At 72.0% G+C, this 19,352-nt stretch carries 21 protein-coding genes; 1 reads left to right on the top strand and 20 read right to left on the bottom strand.

The genetic code is table 11. The features are described from left to right. Nucleotides 1–3: 3 nt before the first annotated feature. The 16 genes from BUE41_RS20980 to BUE41_RS20905 form a co-directional block, all read right to left on the bottom strand. The gene (locus tag BUE41_RS20980) at nucleotides 4–741 is read right to left on the bottom strand and encodes a cupin domain-containing protein (RefSeq protein ID WP_073458870.1); all 738 of its coding nucleotides are present in this window, start codon (nucleotides 739–741) and stop codon (nucleotides 4–6) included. Further along, nucleotides 738–1,871, bottom strand: coding sequence for a serine aminopeptidase domain-containing protein (locus BUE41_RS20975; protein WP_200804044.1), 1,134 nt, complete (start codon nucleotides 1,869–1,871; stop codon nucleotides 738–740). The genes BUE41_RS20980 and BUE41_RS20975 overlap by 4 nt, the downstream gene beginning before the upstream one ends. Before the next feature lie 23 nt (nucleotides 1,872–1,894). Beyond that, entirely contained in the window at nucleotides 1,895–2,671 is a 777-nt protein-coding gene (locus tag BUE41_RS20970; protein WP_084755503.1) for an SDR family NAD(P)-dependent oxidoreductase, read from the bottom strand. Then, nucleotides 2,668–3,381 (bottom strand): ABC transporter ATP-binding protein, encoded by a 714-nt coding sequence (locus tag BUE41_RS20965; RefSeq protein WP_073458869.1) that lies wholly within the window; start codon nucleotides 3,379–3,381, stop codon nucleotides 2,668–2,670. Before BUE41_RS20965 ends, BUE41_RS20970 begins: the two co-directional genes overlap by 4 nt. A 13-nt stretch (nucleotides 3,382–3,394) precedes the next feature. Next, entirely contained in the window at nucleotides 3,395–4,153 is a 759-nt protein-coding gene (locus tag BUE41_RS20960) for an ABC transporter ATP-binding protein (RefSeq protein WP_084755501.1), read from the bottom strand. Then, nucleotides 4,137–5,021 (bottom strand): branched-chain amino acid ABC transporter permease, encoded by an 885-nt coding sequence (locus BUE41_RS20955; RefSeq protein ID WP_073458868.1) that lies wholly within the window; start codon nucleotides 5,019–5,021, stop codon nucleotides 4,137–4,139. The genes BUE41_RS20960 and BUE41_RS20955 overlap by 17 nt, the downstream gene beginning before the upstream one ends. Beyond that, nucleotides 5,021–5,896 (bottom strand): branched-chain amino acid ABC transporter permease, encoded by an 876-nt coding sequence (locus BUE41_RS20950; RefSeq protein WP_073458867.1) that lies wholly within the window; start codon nucleotides 5,894–5,896, stop codon nucleotides 5,021–5,023. Before BUE41_RS20950 ends, BUE41_RS20955 begins: the two co-directional genes overlap by 1 nt. Further along, nucleotides 5,896–7,083 carry an ABC transporter substrate-binding protein gene (locus tag BUE41_RS20945; protein ID WP_073458866.1) on the bottom strand — a complete coding sequence of 396 codons (1,188 nt, stop codon included), beginning with the start codon at nucleotides 7,081–7,083 and terminating at the stop codon, nucleotides 5,896–5,898. Before BUE41_RS20945 ends, BUE41_RS20950 begins: the two co-directional genes overlap by 1 nt. Nucleotides 7,084–7,180: 97 nt before the next feature. Beyond that, nucleotides 7,181–7,684, bottom strand: coding sequence for a VOC family protein (locus tag BUE41_RS20940; RefSeq protein WP_073458865.1), 504 nt, complete (start codon nucleotides 7,682–7,684; stop codon nucleotides 7,181–7,183). 226 nt (nucleotides 7,685–7,910) lie between these two features. Continuing rightward, on the bottom strand, nucleotides 7,911–8,594 hold the full coding sequence (locus tag BUE41_RS20935; protein WP_073458864.1) for a GntR family transcriptional regulator: 684 nt from the start codon (nucleotides 8,592–8,594) through the stop codon (nucleotides 7,911–7,913). A 67-nt stretch (nucleotides 8,595–8,661) separates the two neighbouring features. Further along, a complete protein-coding gene (locus BUE41_RS20930) occupies nucleotides 8,662–9,579 on the bottom strand; it encodes a hydroxymethylglutaryl-CoA lyase (RefSeq protein ID WP_073458863.1) in 918 nt (305 codons plus the stop codon). Further along, entirely contained in the window at nucleotides 9,576–10,748 is a 1,173-nt protein-coding gene (locus tag BUE41_RS20925; RefSeq protein ID WP_143172278.1) for a CaiB/BaiF CoA transferase family protein, read from the bottom strand. The genes BUE41_RS20930 and BUE41_RS20925 overlap by 4 nt, the downstream gene beginning before the upstream one ends. Further along, the gene (locus BUE41_RS20920; RefSeq protein WP_073458861.1) at nucleotides 10,748–11,551 is read right to left on the bottom strand and encodes an SDR family NAD(P)-dependent oxidoreductase; all 804 of its coding nucleotides are present in this window, start codon (nucleotides 11,549–11,551) and stop codon (nucleotides 10,748–10,750) included. Before BUE41_RS20920 ends, BUE41_RS20925 begins: the two co-directional genes overlap by 1 nt. Beyond that, on the bottom strand, nucleotides 11,548–12,069 hold the full coding sequence (locus tag BUE41_RS20915; protein ID WP_073458860.1) for a UGSC family (seleno)protein: 522 nt from the start codon (nucleotides 12,067–12,069) through the stop codon (nucleotides 11,548–11,550). The genes BUE41_RS20920 and BUE41_RS20915 overlap by 4 nt, the downstream gene beginning before the upstream one ends. A 10-nt stretch (nucleotides 12,070–12,079) precedes the next feature. Continuing rightward, nucleotides 12,080–13,111: a hypothetical protein gene (locus BUE41_RS20910; protein ID WP_073458859.1), complete on the bottom strand. Its 1,032-nt coding sequence runs from the start codon at nucleotides 13,109–13,111 to the stop codon at nucleotides 12,080–12,082. Beyond that, entirely contained in the window at nucleotides 13,108–14,142 is a 1,035-nt protein-coding gene (locus BUE41_RS20905) for an LLM class flavin-dependent oxidoreductase (protein WP_073458858.1), read from the bottom strand. Before BUE41_RS20905 ends, BUE41_RS20910 begins: the two co-directional genes overlap by 4 nt. Nucleotides 14,143–14,224: 82 nt before the next feature. Between BUE41_RS20905 and BUE41_RS20900 the strand changes: the two genes are divergently transcribed. Further along, on the top strand, nucleotides 14,225–14,644 hold the full coding sequence (locus BUE41_RS20900; protein WP_073458857.1) for a DUF3237 domain-containing protein: 420 nt from the start codon (nucleotides 14,225–14,227) through the stop codon (nucleotides 14,642–14,644). A gap of 5 nt (nucleotides 14,645–14,649) precedes the next feature. Here the strand turns inward: BUE41_RS20900 and BUE41_RS20895 are convergent, their stop codons facing one another. Genes BUE41_RS20895 through BUE41_RS20880 form a run of 4 tightly spaced genes read right to left on the bottom strand, consistent with a single transcriptional unit; the run spans nucleotide 14,650 to nucleotide 19,342 of the window. Continuing rightward, nucleotides 14,650–14,973, bottom strand: coding sequence for a hypothetical protein (locus BUE41_RS20895; protein WP_073458856.1), 324 nt, complete (start codon nucleotides 14,971–14,973; stop codon nucleotides 14,650–14,652). A 36-nt stretch (nucleotides 14,974–15,009) separates the two neighbouring features. Then, nucleotides 15,010–15,864 (bottom strand): DUF6081 family protein, encoded by an 855-nt coding sequence (locus tag BUE41_RS20890; RefSeq protein WP_073458855.1) that lies wholly within the window; start codon nucleotides 15,862–15,864, stop codon nucleotides 15,010–15,012. Continuing rightward, complete coding sequence (locus tag BUE41_RS20885; protein ID WP_073458854.1) at nucleotides 15,858–16,625, bottom strand: ABC transporter ATP-binding protein; 768 nt, start codon at nucleotides 16,623–16,625, stop codon at nucleotides 15,858–15,860. Before BUE41_RS20885 ends, BUE41_RS20890 begins: the two co-directional genes overlap by 7 nt. Further along, nucleotides 16,622–19,342, bottom strand: a complete 2,721-nt coding sequence (locus BUE41_RS20880) for a branched-chain amino acid ABC transporter permease/ATP-binding protein (protein WP_084755496.1) — start codon at nucleotides 19,340–19,342, stop codon at nucleotides 16,622–16,624. The genes BUE41_RS20885 and BUE41_RS20880 overlap by 4 nt, the downstream gene beginning before the upstream one ends. Nucleotides 19,343–19,352: the final 10 nt, after the last annotated feature.

Raw genomic sequence — 19,352 nt, 5'->3', positions numbered from 1 at the left:
CGGTCATCGGGTGCCGAGCTGCGGCAGTCCGGCGAACACCGCGAGCACGTCGCGGCGCGGCAGCCGTTCCACGTACCCGCCGGCCTTCAGCTCGACCTCCTCGCCCAGGTCGTGAACGACGAGGCCGCCGTCGAGCTCGTTCGTGCCGAGGTGCATCTCGTAGGCGACGAGCGCCCGGGCGGCCCTCAGGAACATCTCCCGCGGGTGCGGCAGGCGCCCGGCCGGCGTGGTGACCACGATGTGCTCGCCCTCCGCCGTGAAGGTGAAGCCGCCCACCCGTCCGCTGGGATCGGGCTCGACGGGGTGCGCGCCCAGATCGGCCCAGAACGGGTTGCGGGGCAGCACCTCCAGCGTGATGCGCCGCCGCCCGTCACCGGAGAACGTGCGGTGCGCGATCCCCGCTGGGAGCCGGAAGAGATCGCCGGTCCTGGCCAGGTAGTGGCCGTAGCGCCGTTCGCCCTCGGTCTCCTTGAACTCGACGCGGACGCTGCCGTGCACGAGGTAGAGGTACGCGTCACCGTCGTGGTTGGTGTTCCAGAAGGGCAACTGGTCGGCCGCCCCGGTGGACTCCCAGATCACGGCCGGGCCGAGGTCGCCCAGCTGCGCCGGCACGTGCGTGGGCCGGTCCGCAGCACCCCCGAAGGCGACGAGGTTGATCAAGTCGAACGCATCGTGCCGACCGGTGATGTGCATCTCGCCCGGGGTGCAGGGCACGTCGGCGAAGTCCGGGTGCAGCATCATCGGCGCAGGTCGTTCTGCTCGAGCCAGGTGACGACGCGATCCGCCACCCAGGCGACCAGCTCGGGCTGACCCTGCAGGTAGTGCGACCCACCCTCGACGGCGACCAGCTCCTTGCGGTCGTGCGGCACCGCGTCGTAGATGGCGCGGGCGTGCGCCGGGAAGCAGACCTGGTCGGCGGTGCCGTACATGACCATCGTCGGAACCGATGTGCGACCCAGGTGGTACGGGCCGTCGCAGTTCGAGTCGTCGATGCTCCACTGGCTCAGCCAGGAGCGCAGGCTGGTGTGGTGACCCAGCCCGGCGGGGATCATGTTGGCCTGCTTCGCCGGGCCCCACATGGTGCCGGCGACCCGGTCGGACGGATCGATGGTGACGTCGACGAACCGCGGGTCGGCGGTCGTGCCGTGCACCACGAAGGGCAGGTCCTGCACGCCGTCTGGGTCCTTCGCGAGCGCGGCGAGCTGATCACGCACCCACGCGGTGATGCGCCGGTTGCGGGCGAGCTGAGCCTCCCGGTAGCGCTGCAGGAACTCAGCCGAGAACGGCGGACCGTTCCGCGGGTCGAACAGGTCGAGTTCGGGATCGCGGCGCAGCGGATCGTGCTCGTCGACGATCGCCGGGTCGAGCCATTCCGTGTAGACGATCGCGCGCCCCGGGTGCGCCATCAGCTGCAGCAACCCGTCGGCGGGTGGGAGATCGGCCTTCGTCAGGTCGGGCGGGTCGCCGGCCGGGGTGCTGGTGATCGTGGGCGATTCGGCCTGGCTCTGGTAGAGCGCGGTGAGTCCGCCACCGCCGGAGTTGCCGCCGAGCACGATCTTCTCGTAGCCGCGTTCGCGCAGGAACCGCACGGCGGAGCCGATGTCCAGCACGCAGTTCTCCATGAGCAGCGTGCTGTCGTTGCCGATGTAGCGGGTGTTGAGCCCGACCGCGTCGATGCCGCGCTCGGCCAGGTGCGGCAGCAGGTAGTGGCCGAGGAAGTTCGAGCTCGGGTGCACGACGGCGACGACGGTCTTCGAGCCCCCCGGCGCGCGGTGCAGGGAGCCCCAGACCTTGCCGGCGATGCGCGAGACACCGGAGTAGACGTCGATGCTCGCGCTCGCGATCATCGGGATGCCGAGCAGTTCCACCACGGTCGTTGGTCTCCAATCCAGGGTCAGGAGATGAGCCGGCCGCCGTCGACGACCATCGTCTGGCCGGTCATGAACGCCGACTCGTCGCTGGCGAGGAAGAGCACGGCGTTGGCGATGTCGGTGGGCTCGCCGGGCCGTCCCATCACCAGCTTGCTGTTGAGGAACGCGAGCCGTTCCGGATCGGCGAACACCGGTTCGGTGGCGGCCGTGCCCTTGATCAGTCCGGGTGCGACGGCGTTGCAGCGGATGCCCTGGCGGCCGAAGTCGAAGGCCACCGAGCGGGTCAGCGCCACCACGCCGCCCTTGGCCGCGATGTAGGCCGCGAAGGTCGGCGTGGCCGCGAGCCCCGACGTCGACGCGGTGTTGACGATCGTGCCGCCACCGGCTTCCACCATGTGCGGGATGGCCGCCTTGCAGCCGAGGAACACGCTGGTCAGCGTCGTGGCGATGGCGCGGTCCCACTCCTGCATCGACGTGTCGACCACCGAGCGGCCCAGCGGCGCCCAGTAGGCGTTGTTGTGCAGCACGTGCAGCCGGCCGTACGCGGCGACGGCGCCGTCGACCATCGCCTGCACGGCGTCGGGATCGGTGACGTCGGTAGCGGCGAACCGGGCGGTGCCGCCCTCCGCCTCGATGAGCGCGACGGTCTCCGCGCCGCCCCGCTCGTCGATGTCGGCCACGGTGACGCGAGCGCCCTCGCGGGCGAACCGCCGCGCGGTCTCCCGCCCGATGCCCGACGCGGCACCGGTGACGATCACCGACTTGCCGACGAACCGGTCGCGCACGACGGTCGTGGTCACGAGCTCCCCTCCGATCCCAGGTAGCTGCGGACGAGTGCGGTGTCGGCGAGCAGCTCCGCAGCGCTGCCCTCCCCGGTCACGCGGCCGGCTGCCAGCACGTAGCCGCGGTCGGCGACGCGCAGGCCCTGCACCACGTTCTGCTCCACGAGCAGCACGGTCTGCCCCTCCGCGGCGAGCCCCCTGATCAGCTCGAACACCTCCGAGACGAGCAGCGGCGACAGGCCGAGCGACGGCTCGTCGAGCAGCAGCAGCCGTGGGCGGGCCATCAGGGCACGGCCGATCACGAGCATCTGCTGCTCGCCGCCGGAGAGGGTGCCCGCCTTCTGCGTGCGCCGGTCGGCGAGCCGCGGGAAACGGGTCAGCACCTCCTCCATCGCGGTGGCGGCCTCGGCCGCGCGGCGGGTGAACGCACCCAGCCGCAGGTTCTCCTCGACGGTCAGCCGCGGCAGCACCCGGCGGCCCTCGACCACGTGCACCATGCCGGCCCGCACGAGCAGGTCGCTGCGCATGCCGGTGACGTCGCGGCCGTCGAGCAGGACCTTGCCGGCCCAGGGCGTGATCATGCCGGACAGCGCACGCAGCACGGTGCTCTTGCCCGCACCGTTGGGCCCGAGCATCGCCACCAGCTCGCCGGGCCGCACGACCAGGCTCACGTCGTCGACGCCGGTGATGCGTCCGTAGCCGGCCCGCAGGCCGTCGACGCGGAGCACCTCGTGTCCCTGCTCAGGTACCAAGGTAAGCCGTCCTCACCTCGTCGCCCGCCAGCACGACGGCGGGCGGTCCCTCGGTCAGCGTGCGGCCGAAGTTGAGCACCGTGACGTGGTCGCAGACCTTGGCGATCACGTCCATGTCGTGCTCGACCACGACGATGGTCAGGCCCTGCCCGCGCAGCTCGTGCAGACGCTCGACGAGCGCGTGCCGCCCGTCGGTGGTCATGCCGGCGGCCGGCTCGTCGAGCAGCAGCACCCGCGGGCGGGCCGCCATGGCGCGCGCCATCTCCAGCTGCTTCTGCAGCCCGTACGGCAGTTCAGCCGCCCGGCGTGACCGGTAGGGAGCCAACTCGAACAGCTCGAGGGCGGCCTCGGCCTCGGCCCGCAGGGCTCGCTCCTGCGGTGTGGGGAACGGCCACAGCGACCGGAGACCGGTGCGCGCGCGGGTGTGCTGCCCGAGCAGGACGTTCTCCAGGACCGTCAGTCCCCCGTAGAGCCGGATGTTCTGGAACGTTCGCACCAGGCCGAGCGGGACGCGGAGCTGCGGGGTGAGCCGGGTGATGTCGCGCCCGGCGAGCTCGATCCGGCCTGCGTCGGGGCGCACGTAGCCCGACATCACGTTGAGCAGCGTGGTCTTCCCCGCGCCGTTGGGCCCGACCACGCCGTGGACGGTGCCCTCCTGCACCGCGAGGTCGATGTCGGCGAGTGCCTCGACCCCCTGGAAGCGCTTCGTCACCGCGGTGACGCGCAACAGCTCAGCCAACGGGCTCACGCTCCCGCTCCACCGCGACGGCCCCGTCCCGGCGCAGGCGCCGCAGCAGCGGGCCACCGCCGGACCGCTCCGAGCGTCCGATGAGCCCCTGCGGCCGCACGATCATGAGCACGACGAACAGGAGCCCGTAGACGATCATGTACCAGTCGTTGAGCCACTCGAACCAGATGGGCAGCACGCTCAGCACGATCGCGCCGACGGCGGCACCCCAGAAGTACTGCACTCCGCCGAGCACGCAGTAGAGGATGATCAGCAAGGCCTGCTGCGGCCCGAACAGCGACGGCGTGATGATCATCAGTTGGTGCGCGGCGAGGGCCCCCGCCACTCCGGTGACGGCCGCGGACGCCGCGAACGCACCTACCGCGATGCGGGTGATGCGCAGGCCGGACGCCGTGGCCGCGCGCTCGTCCTCGCGGATCGCGGCGTACGCGAGACCGAGCCTCGACCGGGTGAGCAGCACCAGGTACACCACGACGACGGCGATCGAGCTGTACACGAGGGTCAGCGTGGTGCCGGTCATCCCGATCATGCCGGTCGCGCCGCCGACGTAGTCCCACTGCGCGAACAGCAGCTCGACGAGCTGCCCGAAGATGAAGGTGATGATGGCCAGGTAGAGCAGCGACAGCCGCAGCGCCATCCAGCCGATCACCGCCCCGGCCACCGCGGCGACGACGGCAGCGACGAGCATCGCCACCGGCAGCGGCCAGGCGAAGTTGAGCGTGAGCATCGACGCTGCGTACGCCCCGATGGCCATGAAGGCGGCGTGGCCGAACGAGTACTTGCCCGTCGACACGGCGATCCAGTAGCCCAGCGCCAGCAGCACGTTGATGCCGACCTGCAGCAGGACGGCTTCCGCGTAAGGCGACATCACACCCGCTCCAGCACACCGGCGTTGCGCCCGAACAGCCCCTGCGGCCGTACCAGCAGCACGATCCCGACCAGCACGAACACGATGAGGTCCCGCAGAGTTGCCGAGAGGTAGGCGACCGTGAGCGTCTGCAGGACCCCGATCACCAGCGCGGCGATCACCCCACCGGTCACGCTGCCCAGCCCGCCGAGCACGATCACCATCAGCGCGGTGAGGGTCGAGGTGAACCCGTCGAACGGGCTGACCGAGTGGTACGCGAGCCCGGTGAGCAGGCCCGCTGCACCGGCGAGCACCCCGGAGAGGGTGAACGTCAGCAGGATGACCCGCTGCACCGGCACGCCGAGCAGCGCCACCATCGTCGGATCGTCGGAGACGCCGCGGATGGCGGTGCCCCACACCGTCCGGTCGAGGAACACGTACAGCCCAACCGTCATCAGCGCGGCGAGCACGATGATCACCAGCTGGGCGCCGGAGACGCGGAACAGCCCGAGATCGAGGTCCACCCCGGCGAGCACGTCGGGCACCGAGCGCTGGTCGCTGCCGAACACCTTGACCACCACCGCGGTGAGCACCAGACCCATCCCCAGGCTGGACAGGATCGACGCGGTCGGGAAGCGGTCGGAGACGTACCGGAACGACGCCACGTAGACGATCACGGCGAGCAGCCCTCCGGTGGCGATCGCGGCGAGGAACGCCACCGCGAACGGCAGGCCGGTCTCCATCAGGACCGCGCCGACCACCGCGCTCACCATCGCGGTCTCGCCGAGCGCGAAGTTCAGCCGGTCCATCGCCCCGACCACCAGGTTGAAGCCCAGCGCGACGAGGGCGAACGTCGCGCCGAGCAACACCCCGTTGAACAGCTGCTGACCGAGCATCAGCTCGCGGACTTGTCGATCACGAACTTGCCGCCCTGCACGACCGACCGCAGCTGCGGACGCTCCGCCGTGCCGTCCTCGGCGAACGTCGTGACGTCGGCCATCCCGACGTAGCGGTCCATCGCGTTCAGCCCCTCCTGGATCTGCCGGCGCGCGTTCGCGATGTCGGTGCCGTCGGGGGCGAGGTTCTTCTCCTTGATCAGCGTCGCGACCATGTTCACGGCGTCGAAGGCGTAGGCGAAGTTCAGCGGGATGTCGGCCTGACCGGTGTCGGCCTGCGCCTTCTCCAGCAGCGGCGCCGCCACGGGGTTCGAGCTGTGCGGGTCGTACTGAGCCGCGGCGATGGTGCCCTCGGTCGCCTCACCGCCGGCCGCGACGTAGGCGGAACCACCGGACTGCAGGGCCCCGGTGCCCAGGAACGTGGCGCGCAGCTTCTGGCTGCGCGCCTCGCGGGCGATGCGGCCCGCGTCGTCGGGTCCGGCGGCCAGGGCGAGCACGTCCGGATCCGCGGCGGCGATCGAGGTGATCTGCGAGGCGAAGCTCGAGTCGCCGGAGGCGAAGGTGGCGCGCTGCACGACCTGCACGCCGGTGTCGGCGAAGATCTGCGTGAACAGGTCGGCCTGCGCCTTCGTCGTGGCGTTGGCCTCGTCGGTGATGATGGCGGCGGTCGTGAAGCCCAGGTCGCGGATGGCCTTGCTGAGCACAGCGGTGCTGTTGGCGGCGTCCGGCTGAGCCAGCGTGAAGCCGTACGGCCGCGAGTTCGCGAGCACCCCGGGCCGCCCGGCCCCGGGACTCACGATCGGCACCTCGAGCTTGTTGGCCGTGGCACAGGCGATCTCGCAGCCCGCGCTGTCGACGGGCCCGACGATCGCGTAGACCTGGTCCCGGGTCGCCAGCTGCGGGATGAGGGTGGCGAGGCTGGTGGGGTTGTTCTGCCCGTCGACGGTGACCAGCTCGACCTTGTTGCCGTTGATGCCGCCGTTCTCGTTGAGCACCTTCACGGCGTATTCGGCGCCGGCGACCATCGTCGTGTGGTTGGCCGCGAACGGCCCGGTGGAGCTGGTGACGACACCGATGCGGTAGACACCGCCACCGGGCTCTCCGCCGCCCGGCTCCCCGCCGCCGCCGCACGCCGTGAGGGCGAGCGCCGCGGCGAGGACGACAGCAGCGCGTCCTCCTCGAAGCATCCTGACGTCCTTTCCTGTGGCCCCGCCCTGCGGGACCGTGCGACTCTGCACGAGAACGTGGGGGACTGCGGGCCGCGGGGGCGGCCGGTGCGGTGGATCAGGCCGAGACGTCGGAGTGCTCGGCGATCCACTGCTGGACGAGCTCCTCCCCGCGGCGGTGATCGTCCTCGGTGAGCGGGCGGCGCTGCCACGTGAACTCCAGACGCAGCCCGTTGGGGTCGAAGAAGTACAGCGACTGCCAGATGCCCTCGTGGTCGACCACGCCTCGCACCTCGACACCGTGCGACTCGAGGCGCTCCTTCCAGGCGAGCAGCTCCTCCTCGCTGTCGACGTTCATCGCGAAGTGGCGGATCCAGGAGGGCACGCCGTCGTCGCGCCCGGCGTAGGACTGGCCCTCGACCTCGAAGAACGCCATGCACGAGCCGTCCTCGAGGCCGAAGAAGGTGTGCAGGAAGGGAGTCCTGTCGCCGGTCGAGGGCACGACGTCCTCCCGGACGGCCGACAGGAGCCGGAAGCCCAGCACCTCCGTGTAGAAGCGGTAGGTCTCGGCCGTGTTGTTGGTCGGCATGGCCACGTGGTTGAACGACTGAGGGATGCGCATGGACGGGCTCCTCGGCGATGTCTCACGAGCGATGGACGGAGTTTGTACGCAATCAGAGGTCAGCGCAAGATGCAATTGCTCGAACCTCACGAGAAACGGCCTGCCTCGACGGGACTTGTACACACGAAGTTGTAGCAGCTCCAAGGCGTGGCGGGGCTACGACGGGGTCGTCCCCGCCGTACGAAGCGATTCCGTAGCACGGAAAGAGCTTCCGCCGTTGCAGCAGTCAGCTCATGTTTGTATGCACTGCGTCGGCCTGGCCGTCCTCGGCCGCGCGCGTCGACTCGACCACGGTCGAGCGTGCGGCCAGGATGTGCGCCCGCATGAGCGCCTCGGCCCACGCGCCGTCACGAGCCCGCAGCGCGTCGACGAGTTCGTTGTGGTGGCGCTGGCTGGCGCTCATCCGCTCCGGCGAGTAGTGCTGGAAGGTGCGGTAGATCAGCGGACGCTCCATCAGCCCGCGCACCAGGGAGTCGATCTGGGCGTTGCGCGAGGCCTTCACGATCGTGCGGTGGAACTCGCCGTTGAGCGCCGTCATCTCGTCGGCGCGCGCCGGGTCGGTGACCGCGATGGCCGACATGCGGCTGGCGATCGCGGCGAGGTGATCGAGCTCCTCCTCCGTGATCCGGCTGGCGGCCAGTCGCGCCCCGTACCCCTCGAGCAGCGCCCTGGCCTCGTAGAGGTCCTCCAGCTCGCGCTCGCTCCACGCGGCCACACGCGCCCCGCGGTTGGGCTCGAAGTCGACCAGTCCCTCCGCGTTGAGCCGGCGCAGGGCCTCGCGGACGGGAGTGCGCGACACACCGATCCGCTCCGCCAGGATCTCCTCGCGCAGACGCTCGCCGCGCGCGAGCTCCCCCGACAGGATGCCCGCCCTGATCGCGGCGTACGCAGACTCTGCAGCCTTGGCCACGGCCCACCGCCCTCCCCTAGTCCCCCCGCGATGAGGTGCAACGATCCCGTTCGTCCCCGGGTCGCGGTCACGGTACGTCGACCCGGCTCGGGGGGAACGTGCCGGCCCTCGGCAGCAGCGCGGGCACCTGCTTGCCGAGCAGCTCCCCGACCGTGCCCGACAGGGCGCAGAGCGCGTCGAGGTCGAGTCCGGTCGCCAGCCCGCTGCGGGCCAGGAGGTACGCGAGGTCCTCGGTGGCGACGTTGCCCGTGGCCCGCGGCGCGAAGGGACAGCCACCGATCCCGCCCACGCTCGCGTCGAGCGCGGTCGCCCCGTGCTCCACGGCGGCCCAGGCGTTCGCGTATCCGGTGTTGCGCGTGTTGTGGAAGTGGAACCGCAGACCGGCTGGGTTCCCCCACTCCCGCACCGCCGATGCCAGGTGGGCCACCTGGTCGGGGACCCCGCAGCCGATCGTGTCGGCGAAGGCGATCTCCCCGGCGCCGGCGTCCAGTGCGCGCCGGGCCAGCCCCAGCACCCGCGCCGGATCGATCTCCCCCTCGAACGGACAGCCGAACGCCGTGGCGATCGTGACCGTAGCGGCCAGCCCCGCTGCCCGGGCGTCCGCGACGATCTCGAGCGCCTCCGCCATCGACTCCTCGGTGCCGGCGTTCTGGTTGCGTCTGCTGAACGTGTCGGAGGCGCACACCACGACGTCGATCTCGTCCACACCCGCCGCGAGGGCGCGCTCGAGGCCCCTCCGGTTGAGCACGAGCCCGGCGTAGGTGACCCCCGGGAGGCGGCGGGCACCGGCCAGTACCGCCTCAGCATCGGCCATCGCCGGCACCAGGCGCGGATGCACGAACGAGGCGATCTCCAGCCGCCGCGCTCCCGCGGCCAGCAGACCGTCCAGCAGTCGCAGCTTGTCCGCCGTCGGGAGCACCACGGGCTCGTTCTGCAGCCCGTCGCGCAGTGCCACCTCGACGATCTCGACGGTGGGCGCGCTCACGACGCGTCCCGCTCCACCGGCAGGTCGTCGACCACCTCGGCCTGGTGCGCTCCCAGCTCCGGGCCGGTCCACCGCACCCGGCCCGGGGTCTCGCTCAGCCGCGGCGCCACCGCCTGCATCGGAACCGTGCCCAGCACGTCGTCGGGCACCTCGATGATGCTGGCCCGTGCCTGGAAGTGCGGATCGGCCAGCATGTCGGCCGCGGTGTAGACGCGCCCCGCGGGCACGGCGTGCTCGTCCAGCCGCGCCAGCACCTCCTCGGCCGGCAGCCCGCTCGTCCAGTCCGCGATCAACTCGTCCAGCTGCTGCTGGTGCGCACCCCGGGCGGCGTGCGTCGCGTAGTCGGGATCGGTGTCCAGCTCCGGCCGGCCCATGGCGGCCGCCAACCTGCGGAACACGGTGTCCTGGTTGGCTGCGACGAGCAGCAGCTCCCCGTCCCTGGTCGGGTAGACGTTGCTGGGGGCGATGCCCGGCAGCACCGCACCGGACCGGCCGCGGATGACCCCGGCGAGCGCGTAGTCCGGGACCAGCGCCTCGGTCATGGCCAGCACCGACTCGTAGATCGACACGTCCACCACCTGACCACGCCCCGTCCGGGAGCGAGCCTGCAGCGCCAGCAGCGCGCCGAACGCGGCGTGCATCCCGGCCAGCAGGTCGCCGATGGACACGCCGGTCCGGCTCGGCGGCCGGTCCGGTTCCCCGGTCAGGTGGCGCAGCCCGCCCATCGCCTCGCCGATCGAGCCGTAGCCGGCCCGGTGCGCGTACGGCCCGTCCTGTCCGAACCCGCTCACCCGCACCAGCACCAGCCCGGGGTTGGCGGCCGAGAGCACGTCCCAGCCGAGCCCGAACCGCTCCAGCGTGCCGGGGCGGAAGTTCTCCACCAGCACGTCGGCCTGCTCGGCTAGCCGGGCGACGGTCGCGACGCCCTCCGGGGTGCGCAGGTCGGCGGTGACGCACCGCTTGCCCCGGGCGATCACCGCCCACGACAGCGATTTGCCCTCGACCTGGTGGCCCCAGCGGCGCATCGGATCGCCCCCGCCGGGGGGCTCGACCTTGACGACGTCGGCGCCGAAGTCGGCCAGCAGCTGGCCGCAGAACGGGCCGGCGATGAGCTGGCCCAGCTCCACGACGCGGATGCCTTCGAGTGGAGTTCCCTGCACGGTGGTCATCAGCTGTGCACCCATCCCCCGTCGATGTTGAGCACCTGTCCGGTGAGGAAGTCGGAGTCCGCGCTGCAGAGGAACTCCACGACCGGCCCCAGGTCGTCCGGCGTCCCGAGCACCGGCAGGCACTGCTCGGCCACCACCCGCTCGCGCAGCGCCTGTGCGGCGGCCGGCGTGTGCACGTCCTTCGGCGTGGCGACCGGGATGTAGCCCGGCGCGATCGCGTTGACCCGGATGCCGTCCGGGCCCAGCTCCCTGGCCAGTGCGCGGGTCAGCCCGATGACGCCTGCCTTCGCGGCGGTGTAGGGCGTGAGCCCGACCGGGCCGCCCTTCGCCACCGTCGTCGACGTGACGTTGACGATCTTCCCGTAGCCCGCCGCACGCATGTGCGGCACGACGGCCACCGCGCACACCCACTGCCCGGTGAGGTTGACCGCCAGCACCCGGTCCCAGTCGGCGCGGGAGAACGTGTCGAAGGGCGCGGTCGGGAACAGGGCGCCGCCCGCGTTGTTGACCAGCGCATCGATGCGGCCCCACCGCTGCACCACGGCCTCCACGGCGGCCGCCACCTGCGCCTCGTCGGTGACGTCGGCGACGTGTGCGCCGACCTCTGCTCCCGTCCGCTCGCCGATCTCGGCGGCGGCGTCCCGCGCAGCGGCTCCCGCGACGTCCACGACCGCCACGGCGGCCCCCGCCGCAGCCAGCCGCGCGGCGTAGGCCCGGCCGAGGCCCTGTGCGCCGCCGGTGACGATCGCGACGCGCCCGGCCAGCTCGCCGCGGACCGTCGCCTCGGTCGATGCTGCCGTCATCGTGAGCCCACGATCTGCTCGTGGGCCTGCACGGCGCGCTGTGCGAGCCGGCCCGGGTCGAGCGCACCCAGCGGGTGGTCGACCACCACCAACGGGTACTCGGGCACCCCAGCGGCCGTCGCTGCGATCCGCGCGATCGTGACCAGCTCGCTCGTGACCACCACGTAGGTGGGGACACCGCGGCGCTCCAGCGCGATGGCGTCCTGCACGGTGCACGAGCAGCAACCCGCGCAGTCGCCGACGCCGGTCACCACGACGTCACAGCGCTTCGCCAGCTCGTCGATCAAGGCGGCGGGCGCGACCCGGCCGATGTTGGGCTTGCGCCGCACCACGTCCTCGCGGTGGCCCTCGTCGGCGAAGCGCTCCCCGAGCAGCGCCAGTACGCGGTCGCTGTTGGGCTTGCCGTTGTCGAGCCAGCCCACGGACAGGCCGGCGAACGAGGTGGGACGCGCGACGAGCTGTACGGAGCGGGTGGCGGCCCCCGCCGTCGGATCGAGCACGACGAGTGGTGTGGTCATGGTTCCTCCGTCAGGAACGTGGGTGCAGGGGTTCGGTCACGGGCGTGGAGTCGTGCCCACCGATCCAGTACGGGATGACGGCCGAGTAGCCGTAGAGATCGCCGCCGGCGACGGTCACGAGCACGTCCTCGGGGCGGCGGACGACACCGCGCCGCTCCTCGGCCGGTGCGGGGGTGTCCGGGGGCAGCCGCCCTGCCCGCACGAGGTCGGCGACGCTGCGGTGGGCGCGGCGGAACAACTCGGCCTGCACATCGGCCCGGCGCATGCCGGCCCGCGCCATGATCGCGGCGTGCAGGGGGCCGAGGACGACCAGGACGCAGCCTCCGGTGTAGTGCGAGACCAGCATGGCGTCGGCGATCGTGGCGAGCACCGGGCCCGGCTCGTGCGACCAGTCGTTGCGGGCGTTGATCGGGGCCTCCCCGGCGAACACGGTCACCGCCGACTCGTCGGCCGGCACGCCGCGGTCGGCGTGCAGCGGCTCCCAGGGGTTGGCGGTGCGGCTCTCGCCGATGCAGTAGCTGAACTTCCCGGGATGGCCGAACGTGGCCTTGTCGTAGAGACCCGGCACGCCGCCGCAGAGGTTCTGCAGGATCAGGCGCACTGCTCGGCCGATCGTCGCGTTCGCGACGTGCCCCGGGCCGAAGACGCTGTACGAGGTGTTGACGTTGATCTGCTCGACGATCGGGCCGCTCAGCACCAACAGGGGTGCGGTCGCCCCGCTCACCGTGGTGCTGTGCAGGCAGAACTCCTCGCGGGTGAGGGCGCGCACCGCCGCGAGGAGCACTGACATGTACTCCTCGCGGCAGCCGGCGGCCACCGCGTTGACGGCGATCTTCTCCACCGTCAGTTCGCGTGCCTGCTCGGGCAGCACCCCCACCACCTCGTCGGGGGCGCGCCCGGACGCGGCCACGAACCGCTCCACCCGCTCCGGCGTCGGCGCCACGACGGGCAGCCCGTCGCCCCAGCCGGTGCGCACGAAGAGGTCCTGCACCGCCTGCTCGTCGGCCACCTCGTACCTCGCCGAGGTGAGCGTGCCCGTCATCGTGCCCGCTCCTTCCGCTCGTCCAGCGCGGCCGAAGCGGCCGCGATCGTTCGTTCCACGGCCGCTGCCCACCCGGCCGGATCGGTCGCACCCGCGATCGGGAACAGCAGCACTCGATCGACTCCGGCAGCCGCGTAGCGGCCCAGCCGGTCGGTGAGCTCGGTCGTGTCGCCGTGCAGCAGGAAGTCATCGACGATCCGCTGGTCGACGGCGGCCAGCGCGCCCGCGCGGTCCCCCGCACGCAGCAGCCGGGCGATCTCGTCGATCCGCTCGCCGTGGCCGGTCGCCGCGAACAGGCGGGTGGCCGCGGGGTGCAGTGCGTAGCCGACGACGAGCTCGCGGCCAGTGGCGTCGGCATCGGCCCCGCTGCCGAGGCAGCACGGCACGAGGCACGTAACGCGCAGGTCGCCGCGATCGCGTCCGGCGGCGCGCAGTCCCTCCGTCACCCGCTGCAGCGCCGCGTCGACGCTCGCCGGGGTGACCAGGTTGAGCAGTACGCCGTCGGCGATCTCGCCGGCGAGCCGCAGCATCCGCGGCTGCAGGGCGGCCAGGTGCACCGGCGGTGCAGCTACGGCAGGCCGGTCGAGGACGAGGCCGCGCACCCGCGGGACGGCGCTCCCGCCGCCCGCGTCCCCGGCGCCGGCCAGCACCGCCCGCAGGACGGCGACGTACTCGCGAACGAACCCGACCGGATCCACCGGGTCGAGGCCGAGCGCCCCCTCGTTGAGCGCCGGGTTGGCGACCCCCAGGCCGAGGACGAACCGGCCACCCGACAGCTCGTGCAGCGTCGTCGCCGTCATGGCGGCGAGCGCGGGGTGGCGCAGCCGGGCGTTGACGATCGCGGTGCCGATCTCGATCCGCTCCGTCGCGGCCACCGCCGCTTGAGCCAGCGCGAGTCCGTCCGCGACCCGCTCAGCCACCGCGAACGCCGCGAGGCCCGCCTCCTCAGCCGCCGCCGCCGCGGCCGCGATCTCCTGGGCAGCGAGCCCGCTGCGGCTCGCCACCGCGATCCCCAGCTCCACGTCCTGCATCCCTTCGTCGTCGTTGACTTCCTTGGAACAGAATGTGTTTCCTTCTCCCGGAAAGCCAATCTGCGCCGATCGAGGAGCGCGTGTGAGCATCGAGCTGGAACCGCTGGGCACCCTCACCGTGGAGATCGACCACCAGACGGTGCTGCGGGACACACCCCAGGGCGGCCGCCTGGTCGGCGAGGCCACCTCCGCCCGGTGGGAGGGTGAGCGCGTGCGAGCGAGCATGGTCGGTCACGCGGGCCATGACTGGGTCCGCTTCCACGCCGACGGCTCGGTCGCCGTCGACGCCCGTCTGGTCCTGCGCACCGACGACGGCGCCACCATCGCCATGGCCTACCAGGGGCGCGCCGACAAGGCTCCGGCCGACGGCGGGATCATCCTGACCGCGCCGACGTTCGAGACCGACGACGAGCGCTACGCCTGGCTCAACCACGTCCAGGCCGTCGGCAAGGGTGTGCGCACCGGCCGCACGCTGGTGTACGAGCTGTACGCGCTGCGCTGAGCGGGTCAGTCGAAGCGGTACTCGCCGAGCAGCCGGTAGTAGTGGTGCTCCTGCGGCGAGGCGAGCCCGCCCAGCAGCTCGTTGATGCGGGCGCTGTTCGTGACGTGCTGCGGGCTCTTCTCCGCAGCCAGCACCATCTCGTGGGAGTCCCAGCCGCTGAACGCCTGCAGAGTGCGCCGGTCGTGGGAGATCATCCACGCGATCGACCGCATCCCGGCCAGCGACGACGCACTGGGGACGATCTTCTCCTGCAGCTCGGAGACCAGCTGCGCGAGCAGCTCGTCCGACGGCGGTTGGGCCAGGTGCCGGGTGGTGTTCAGGTAATGCATCGAGTTCCGCTCCTCGAGTCGTGATCGAAACGGTGGTCATCGCAGCGCCGCGGTCCACGCGGTCCAGCGCGCCCGCGGCCGGCCGGTGGCGGCCGGATCGAGCGCCAGCCCCACGTCTAGGCTCACGCCCTCGACCGGGTTCGGAGTGGTCGCCCAGTAGACCCGGTGCCCGTCGAGGTGCCACTCGACGAGCCCGGTGTCGTGCCGGTAGGTGATGGCGAGGCGGTGGCTCGCGTCGGGCACCGGCCCGCCGTCGAGCAGGACGCGGTGGGCGAAGCACTCCTCCGGCAGCGTCACGCCGGGCAGCGCGATCCGCTCGTGCACCGCGACCAGGCCGGCCGCGGACACCTCGAAGCCGAACCGGATCCCGCCCGGCTCGTCGTTCAGCCGAGCCCAGCCGGTGGCGCCCGGCGGTGCGGCCACCGCCATCCCGACCTCCGCGGAGAACTGCGTGCCCGGTGGGGTCGCGAACCGCTCCACGGACACGTAGCGGGTGGCGGTGCGGGTGGTCAGTGCGTCCGTGCCTGCGCCGTCCACCGGATCCGTCGTCCGCCAGCGGGCAGGATCGGCGTAACCACCCTCCAGCCGAGCCTGGGAGAGCCGGATCGACGACTGGTGGCCGCCGCGGTCGCCCCGCAGGAACACACCCTCCAGCCGCACCGGGTCGTACCCCAGCACGACGTCGGAGCCGTCGTCGAGCGCGGTGAACGGCACCCGCAACCGGCCGGCCTTGCGCGTGAACAACGCCCACAGCTCGTCGGGCGTGAGCGGCTCGGCGTCGACGTCACGGACGCGGAACGGCACGTCGTGCTCGACGAGGAAGCGCTTCACCCGGGCGCAGACGTGGCAGCCCTGACGCATGTACAGCACGACGCGGTCGGCGGTCAGCATTCGCACCGGATCCCTTGGTCGCTCTCCGGCCCGGTCGAGGACGCCGGCGCCGCCGCCCCGAGGTAGGCGCGGCGGACAGCGGGGTCGTGCAGCAGCGCCTCGGCGCTGCCGTGCACCGCGACCTCGCCGTTCTCCAGCACGTAGCCGCGATCGGCCACCCGCAGCGCCGCGACGGCGTTCTGCTCGGCGAGCAGCACCGTCAGGCCCTCGTCGCACAGGGTGCGCAGCGTCGCCAGGATCTCCGCGACGAGCATCGGCGCGAGTCCCGTGGAGGGCTCGTCGCAGATGAGCACGGTCGGCCGACCCATCAGTGCCCGGCCGAGGGCGAGCATCTGCTGCTCGCCGCCGGAGAGGGTGCCCGCATCCTGCGCCATCCGGTCGCCCAGCCGGGGGAACAGGGACACGACGCGGTCGAGGTCGGCCGCGTGCGGCACCGGTCGCCACCCGGTGTGCCGGACTCCGCCCAGCAGGAGGTTCTCCGCCACCGTCATGCCGCTGAACAGCTCACGGCCCTCCGGCACCAGGCCCATGCCGAGCCGGACGCGTTCACGCGTGGACAGGTCCGTCACGTCCGTGCCGGCGAAGCTGATCCGGCCCGCGGAGACGGGGGCGATGCCGAGCAGGGCGCGCAGCAGCGTCGACTTCCCGGCACCGTTGGCCCCGGTCAGCGCCACGAACTCGCCCTCGGCGACGGTCAGGTCGACCTCGCGGAGCGCCTGGATCCCACCGTAGTGGACGGTCAGTCCGGTGCACTCGATCATGCGGGAGCCCCCAGGTAAGCCTCGATGACCGACGGATCGGCCTGAACCTCCGACGGGGTGCCGCGGGCGATCACGGACCCGTGGTCGAGCACGACGATCTGTTCGGCCAGGTCCATCACCAGCGTCATGTCGTGCTCGACGAGCAGCAGGGTGATCCCCAGTCCCTGTACGCGGCGCAGCAGCCCGACCAGCTCGTCCTTCTCGATGCGGTTGAGCCCGGCGGCAGGCTCGTCCAGCAGCAGGACGGACGGCTCGGCCGCCAGGGCCCTCGCCAGCTCGAGCATCCGCTGGTGCCCGAACGGCAGGGTGCCCGCCGGCCGATCGGCGACGTCGGCCAGCCCGACGAAGGCCAGCCAGCGGCGGGCGCGGGCGACGATCTCCGCCTCTTCGCGCCGGTGCCGGCCGATCCGCAGCGCGGCCTCCACCGGCCCGGCACCCGTCCACGAGTGGCACCCGACCATGACGTTCTCCAGCGCCGTCATGTCCCGGAACAGCTGCACGTTCTGGAACGTGCGCACCAAGCCGCGGCGCACGACGTCGTGCTCGGCGACGGTGTCGAGCCGCTCACCGTCGAGCACGACGGTGCCGGCGTCGGGGCGCAGCGCTCCGGCGATGCAGTTGAACGCGGTGGTCTTGCCGGCGCCGTTCGGGCCGATCAGCGCGGTGATGGAGCCCCGTTCGACGGTGAGGTCCAGCGGCTGCAGCGCGCGCAGCCCGCCGAACGACTTCGCCACGCCCTGCAGCACCAGCACGGGGCCGGGCGGACCGGCGGGCCGCCGCGGCGGATCGGGGGGTTCCTCGGCCAACGCGACCGGTGTCATCGGCGCTGGCCGCCGCGTCCGCAGCCGGGCGCGCACCCAGGCCGCGCCGTCGCGCACCAGGCCGGTGATGCCGCCCGGGCGCAGCACCATCACGACGATGAGGACGAGTCCGAAGACGATCTGCTCGACCTGCCCGGCCTGCGCACCCGGCAGCAGCCGCTGGATCCACTCGGGTACGAGCGTCATGAACACCGCGCCGAGCGGCCCGCCCCACACCGTCTGCATGCCGCCGACCACGACCGCGACCAGGATGTTGATCGCCTGGAACAGGTCGAAGCTGCCGGGGTGGGCCAGCGACGCGTAGTGCACGTACAACGAACCGGCGATCGCTGCGAGCGCCGCGGAGATCACGAACACCTGCCGCTTCACCCTGGCCGGCTCGACGCCGAGCGCGACAGCGGCCTGCTCACTGCCCTTGATCGCCCGCATGGAGCGGCCGAACCGGGAGTTGACCAGCTGCAGCGCGAACACGACCGTCAGCAGCGCCAGCCCCCACGCGAGGTACAGGTTGGCTGTGGTGCTGCCGAACGTGAGGCCGCCGATCGAGAACGGCCGGATACCCGGGACCCCGTTGGACCCACCCGTCACCGACGTCCACTGGGTGGCGACGACGGTGAAGATGATGGTGAGGCCGAGCGTGGCCATGGCCAGGTAGAAGCCCTCGAACCGGAAGATGATGCGCGCGATCGCCCAGGCGATGACGCACGCGACGACCACGCCCACCAGCAGTGCGGCTAGCGGCGGCCAGCCCGCCTTCATCGTGAGGAATGCCGAGGCGTATCCACCCACTCCCATCAGCGACGCGTGCCCGAGCGAGATCTGCCCCGCGTAGCCGAGCAGGAGCACCACGCCGACGGCCACCATCGCGATCAGTCCGGCGAAGACGAACGCGGCGAGCGTCGCGCGGGACAGCACCAGCGGCATCACGGCGACCGCTGCGGCGACCGCGACCAGCCCCGGCAGGTTGCGGCGCAGACCCGCCGAGCCCGACAGGACGTCGGTCATCGACGTGGTCTCGGTCGCCGCGTGCGTCGCCCGGCCGCCGCGGACGAACCCCTGCGGCCGCACCAGCAGCACCACGAGCAGCACGACGAACGTCACCACGTCGCGGTACGCCGAGGACAGGTAACCGGCCGAGTAGGACTCCAGCAGACCGAGCAGCAGGCCGCCCGCCGCGGCGGCGGGGAAGCTGCGCAGCCCGCCGAGGATCGCCGCGGTGAAGCCCTTGAACCCGAGCAGCACGCCGACGCTGAACGAGACGAACGACAGCGGCGTGAGCAGCACTCCCGCGAGCCCGGCCAGGCCGCAACCCAGCGCGAACGCCACCCGGCCCATCCGCCAGCCGTCGATGCCGACGAGATCGGCCCCCGAGCGGTTCTCCGCGCACGCCCGCAGCGACAGCCCCAGCGTCGTGCGGGTGAAGAACAGCCAGAGCAGTGCCGCCACGATCGGTCCGAACAGCAGGATCCACAGCGCCTGCGGCGGGAGGGAGAACCCGAGCATGCTGATCGGCTCGCCGCCGGTGAACGGCGGCACGGGCAGCGGATCGGATCCCCAGATCAGCTGCGCGACCCCGCGCAGCAGGAACGACACCCCGATCGTGATGATCACCAGTGATTCGACGCTGGCGCCGCGCCCGGCGGGCTGCAGGGCGACGCGGTGGACCACCGCACCCAGCAGAGCTGTCGTGGCCACCCCACCCAGCAGCACGATCGGCCAGGGCAGTCCGACCTGGTGGAGGACGAGCGCCACGAACCCGCCGACCATCAGGAACTCGCCCTGGGCGAAGTTCACCACGTTGGTGACGCGGTAGACGGCGATGAACCCGAACGCGACGAGCGCGTAGATCATGCCGTTGACCAGCCCCGTTGCGGTCAGCTGCGCGAGGATCCCCATCGATCCGCTA

Origin of the sequence: Pseudonocardia thermophila, assembly GCF_900142365.1 — a bacterium.
In the GTDB taxonomy this organism is placed as follows: domain Bacteria; phylum Actinomycetota; class Actinomycetes; order Mycobacteriales; family Pseudonocardiaceae; genus Pseudonocardia; species Pseudonocardia thermophila.
The sequence above is the reverse complement of the archived record's forward strand: the minus strand, read 5'-3'. Positions and strand labels throughout refer to the sequence as shown.

What these genes read in the sequence shown, in the direction of transcription:
- BUE41_RS20980 (WP_073458870.1), bottom strand. Translation starts at nt 741, where the DNA reads ATGATGCTGCACCCGGACTTCGCCGACGTGCCCTGCACCCCGGGCGAG.
- BUE41_RS20945 (WP_073458866.1), bottom strand. Translation starts at nt 7,083, where the DNA reads ATGCTTCGAGGAGGACGCGCTGCTGTCGTCCTCGCCGCGGCGCTCGCC.
- BUE41_RS20915 (WP_073458860.1), bottom strand. Translation starts at nt 12,069, where the DNA reads ATGACCACACCACTCGTCGTGCTCGATCCGACGGCGGGGGCCGCCACC.
- BUE41_RS20950 (WP_073458867.1), bottom strand. Translation starts at nt 5,896, where the DNA reads ATGCTCGGTCAGCAGCTGTTCAACGGGGTGTTGCTCGGCGCGACGTTC.
- BUE41_RS20940 (WP_073458865.1), bottom strand. Translation starts at nt 7,684, where the DNA reads ATGCGCATCCCTCAGTCGTTCAACCACGTGGCCATGCCGACCAACAAC.
- BUE41_RS20890 (WP_073458855.1), bottom strand. Translation starts at nt 15,864, where the DNA reads ATGCTGACCGCCGACCGCGTCGTGCTGTACATGCGTCAGGGCTGCCAC.
- BUE41_RS20920 (WP_073458861.1), bottom strand. Translation starts at nt 11,551, where the DNA reads ATGACGGCAGCATCGACCGAGGCGACGGTCCGCGGCGAGCTGGCCGGG.
- BUE41_RS20905 (WP_073458858.1), bottom strand. Translation starts at nt 14,142, where the DNA reads ATGCAGGACGTGGAGCTGGGGATCGCGGTGGCGAGCCGCAGCGGGCTC.
- BUE41_RS20910 (WP_073458859.1), bottom strand. Translation starts at nt 13,111, where the DNA reads ATGACGGGCACGCTCACCTCGGCGAGGTACGAGGTGGCCGACGAGCAG.
- BUE41_RS20885 (WP_073458854.1), bottom strand. Translation starts at nt 16,625, where the DNA reads ATGATCGAGTGCACCGGACTGACCGTCCACTACGGTGGGATCCAGGCG.
- BUE41_RS20955 (WP_073458868.1), bottom strand. Translation starts at nt 5,021, where the DNA reads ATGTCGCCTTACGCGGAAGCCGTCCTGCTGCAGGTCGGCATCAACGTG.
- BUE41_RS20895 (WP_073458856.1), bottom strand. Translation starts at nt 14,973, where the DNA reads ATGCATTACCTGAACACCACCCGGCACCTGGCCCAACCGCCGTCGGAC.
- BUE41_RS20880 (WP_084755496.1), bottom strand. Translation starts at nt 19,342, where the DNA reads ATGGGGATCCTCGCGCAGCTGACCGCAACGGGGCTGGTCAACGGCATG.
- BUE41_RS20925 (WP_143172278.1), bottom strand. Translation starts at nt 10,748, where the DNA reads ATGACCACCGTGCAGGGAACTCCACTCGAAGGCATCCGCGTCGTGGAG.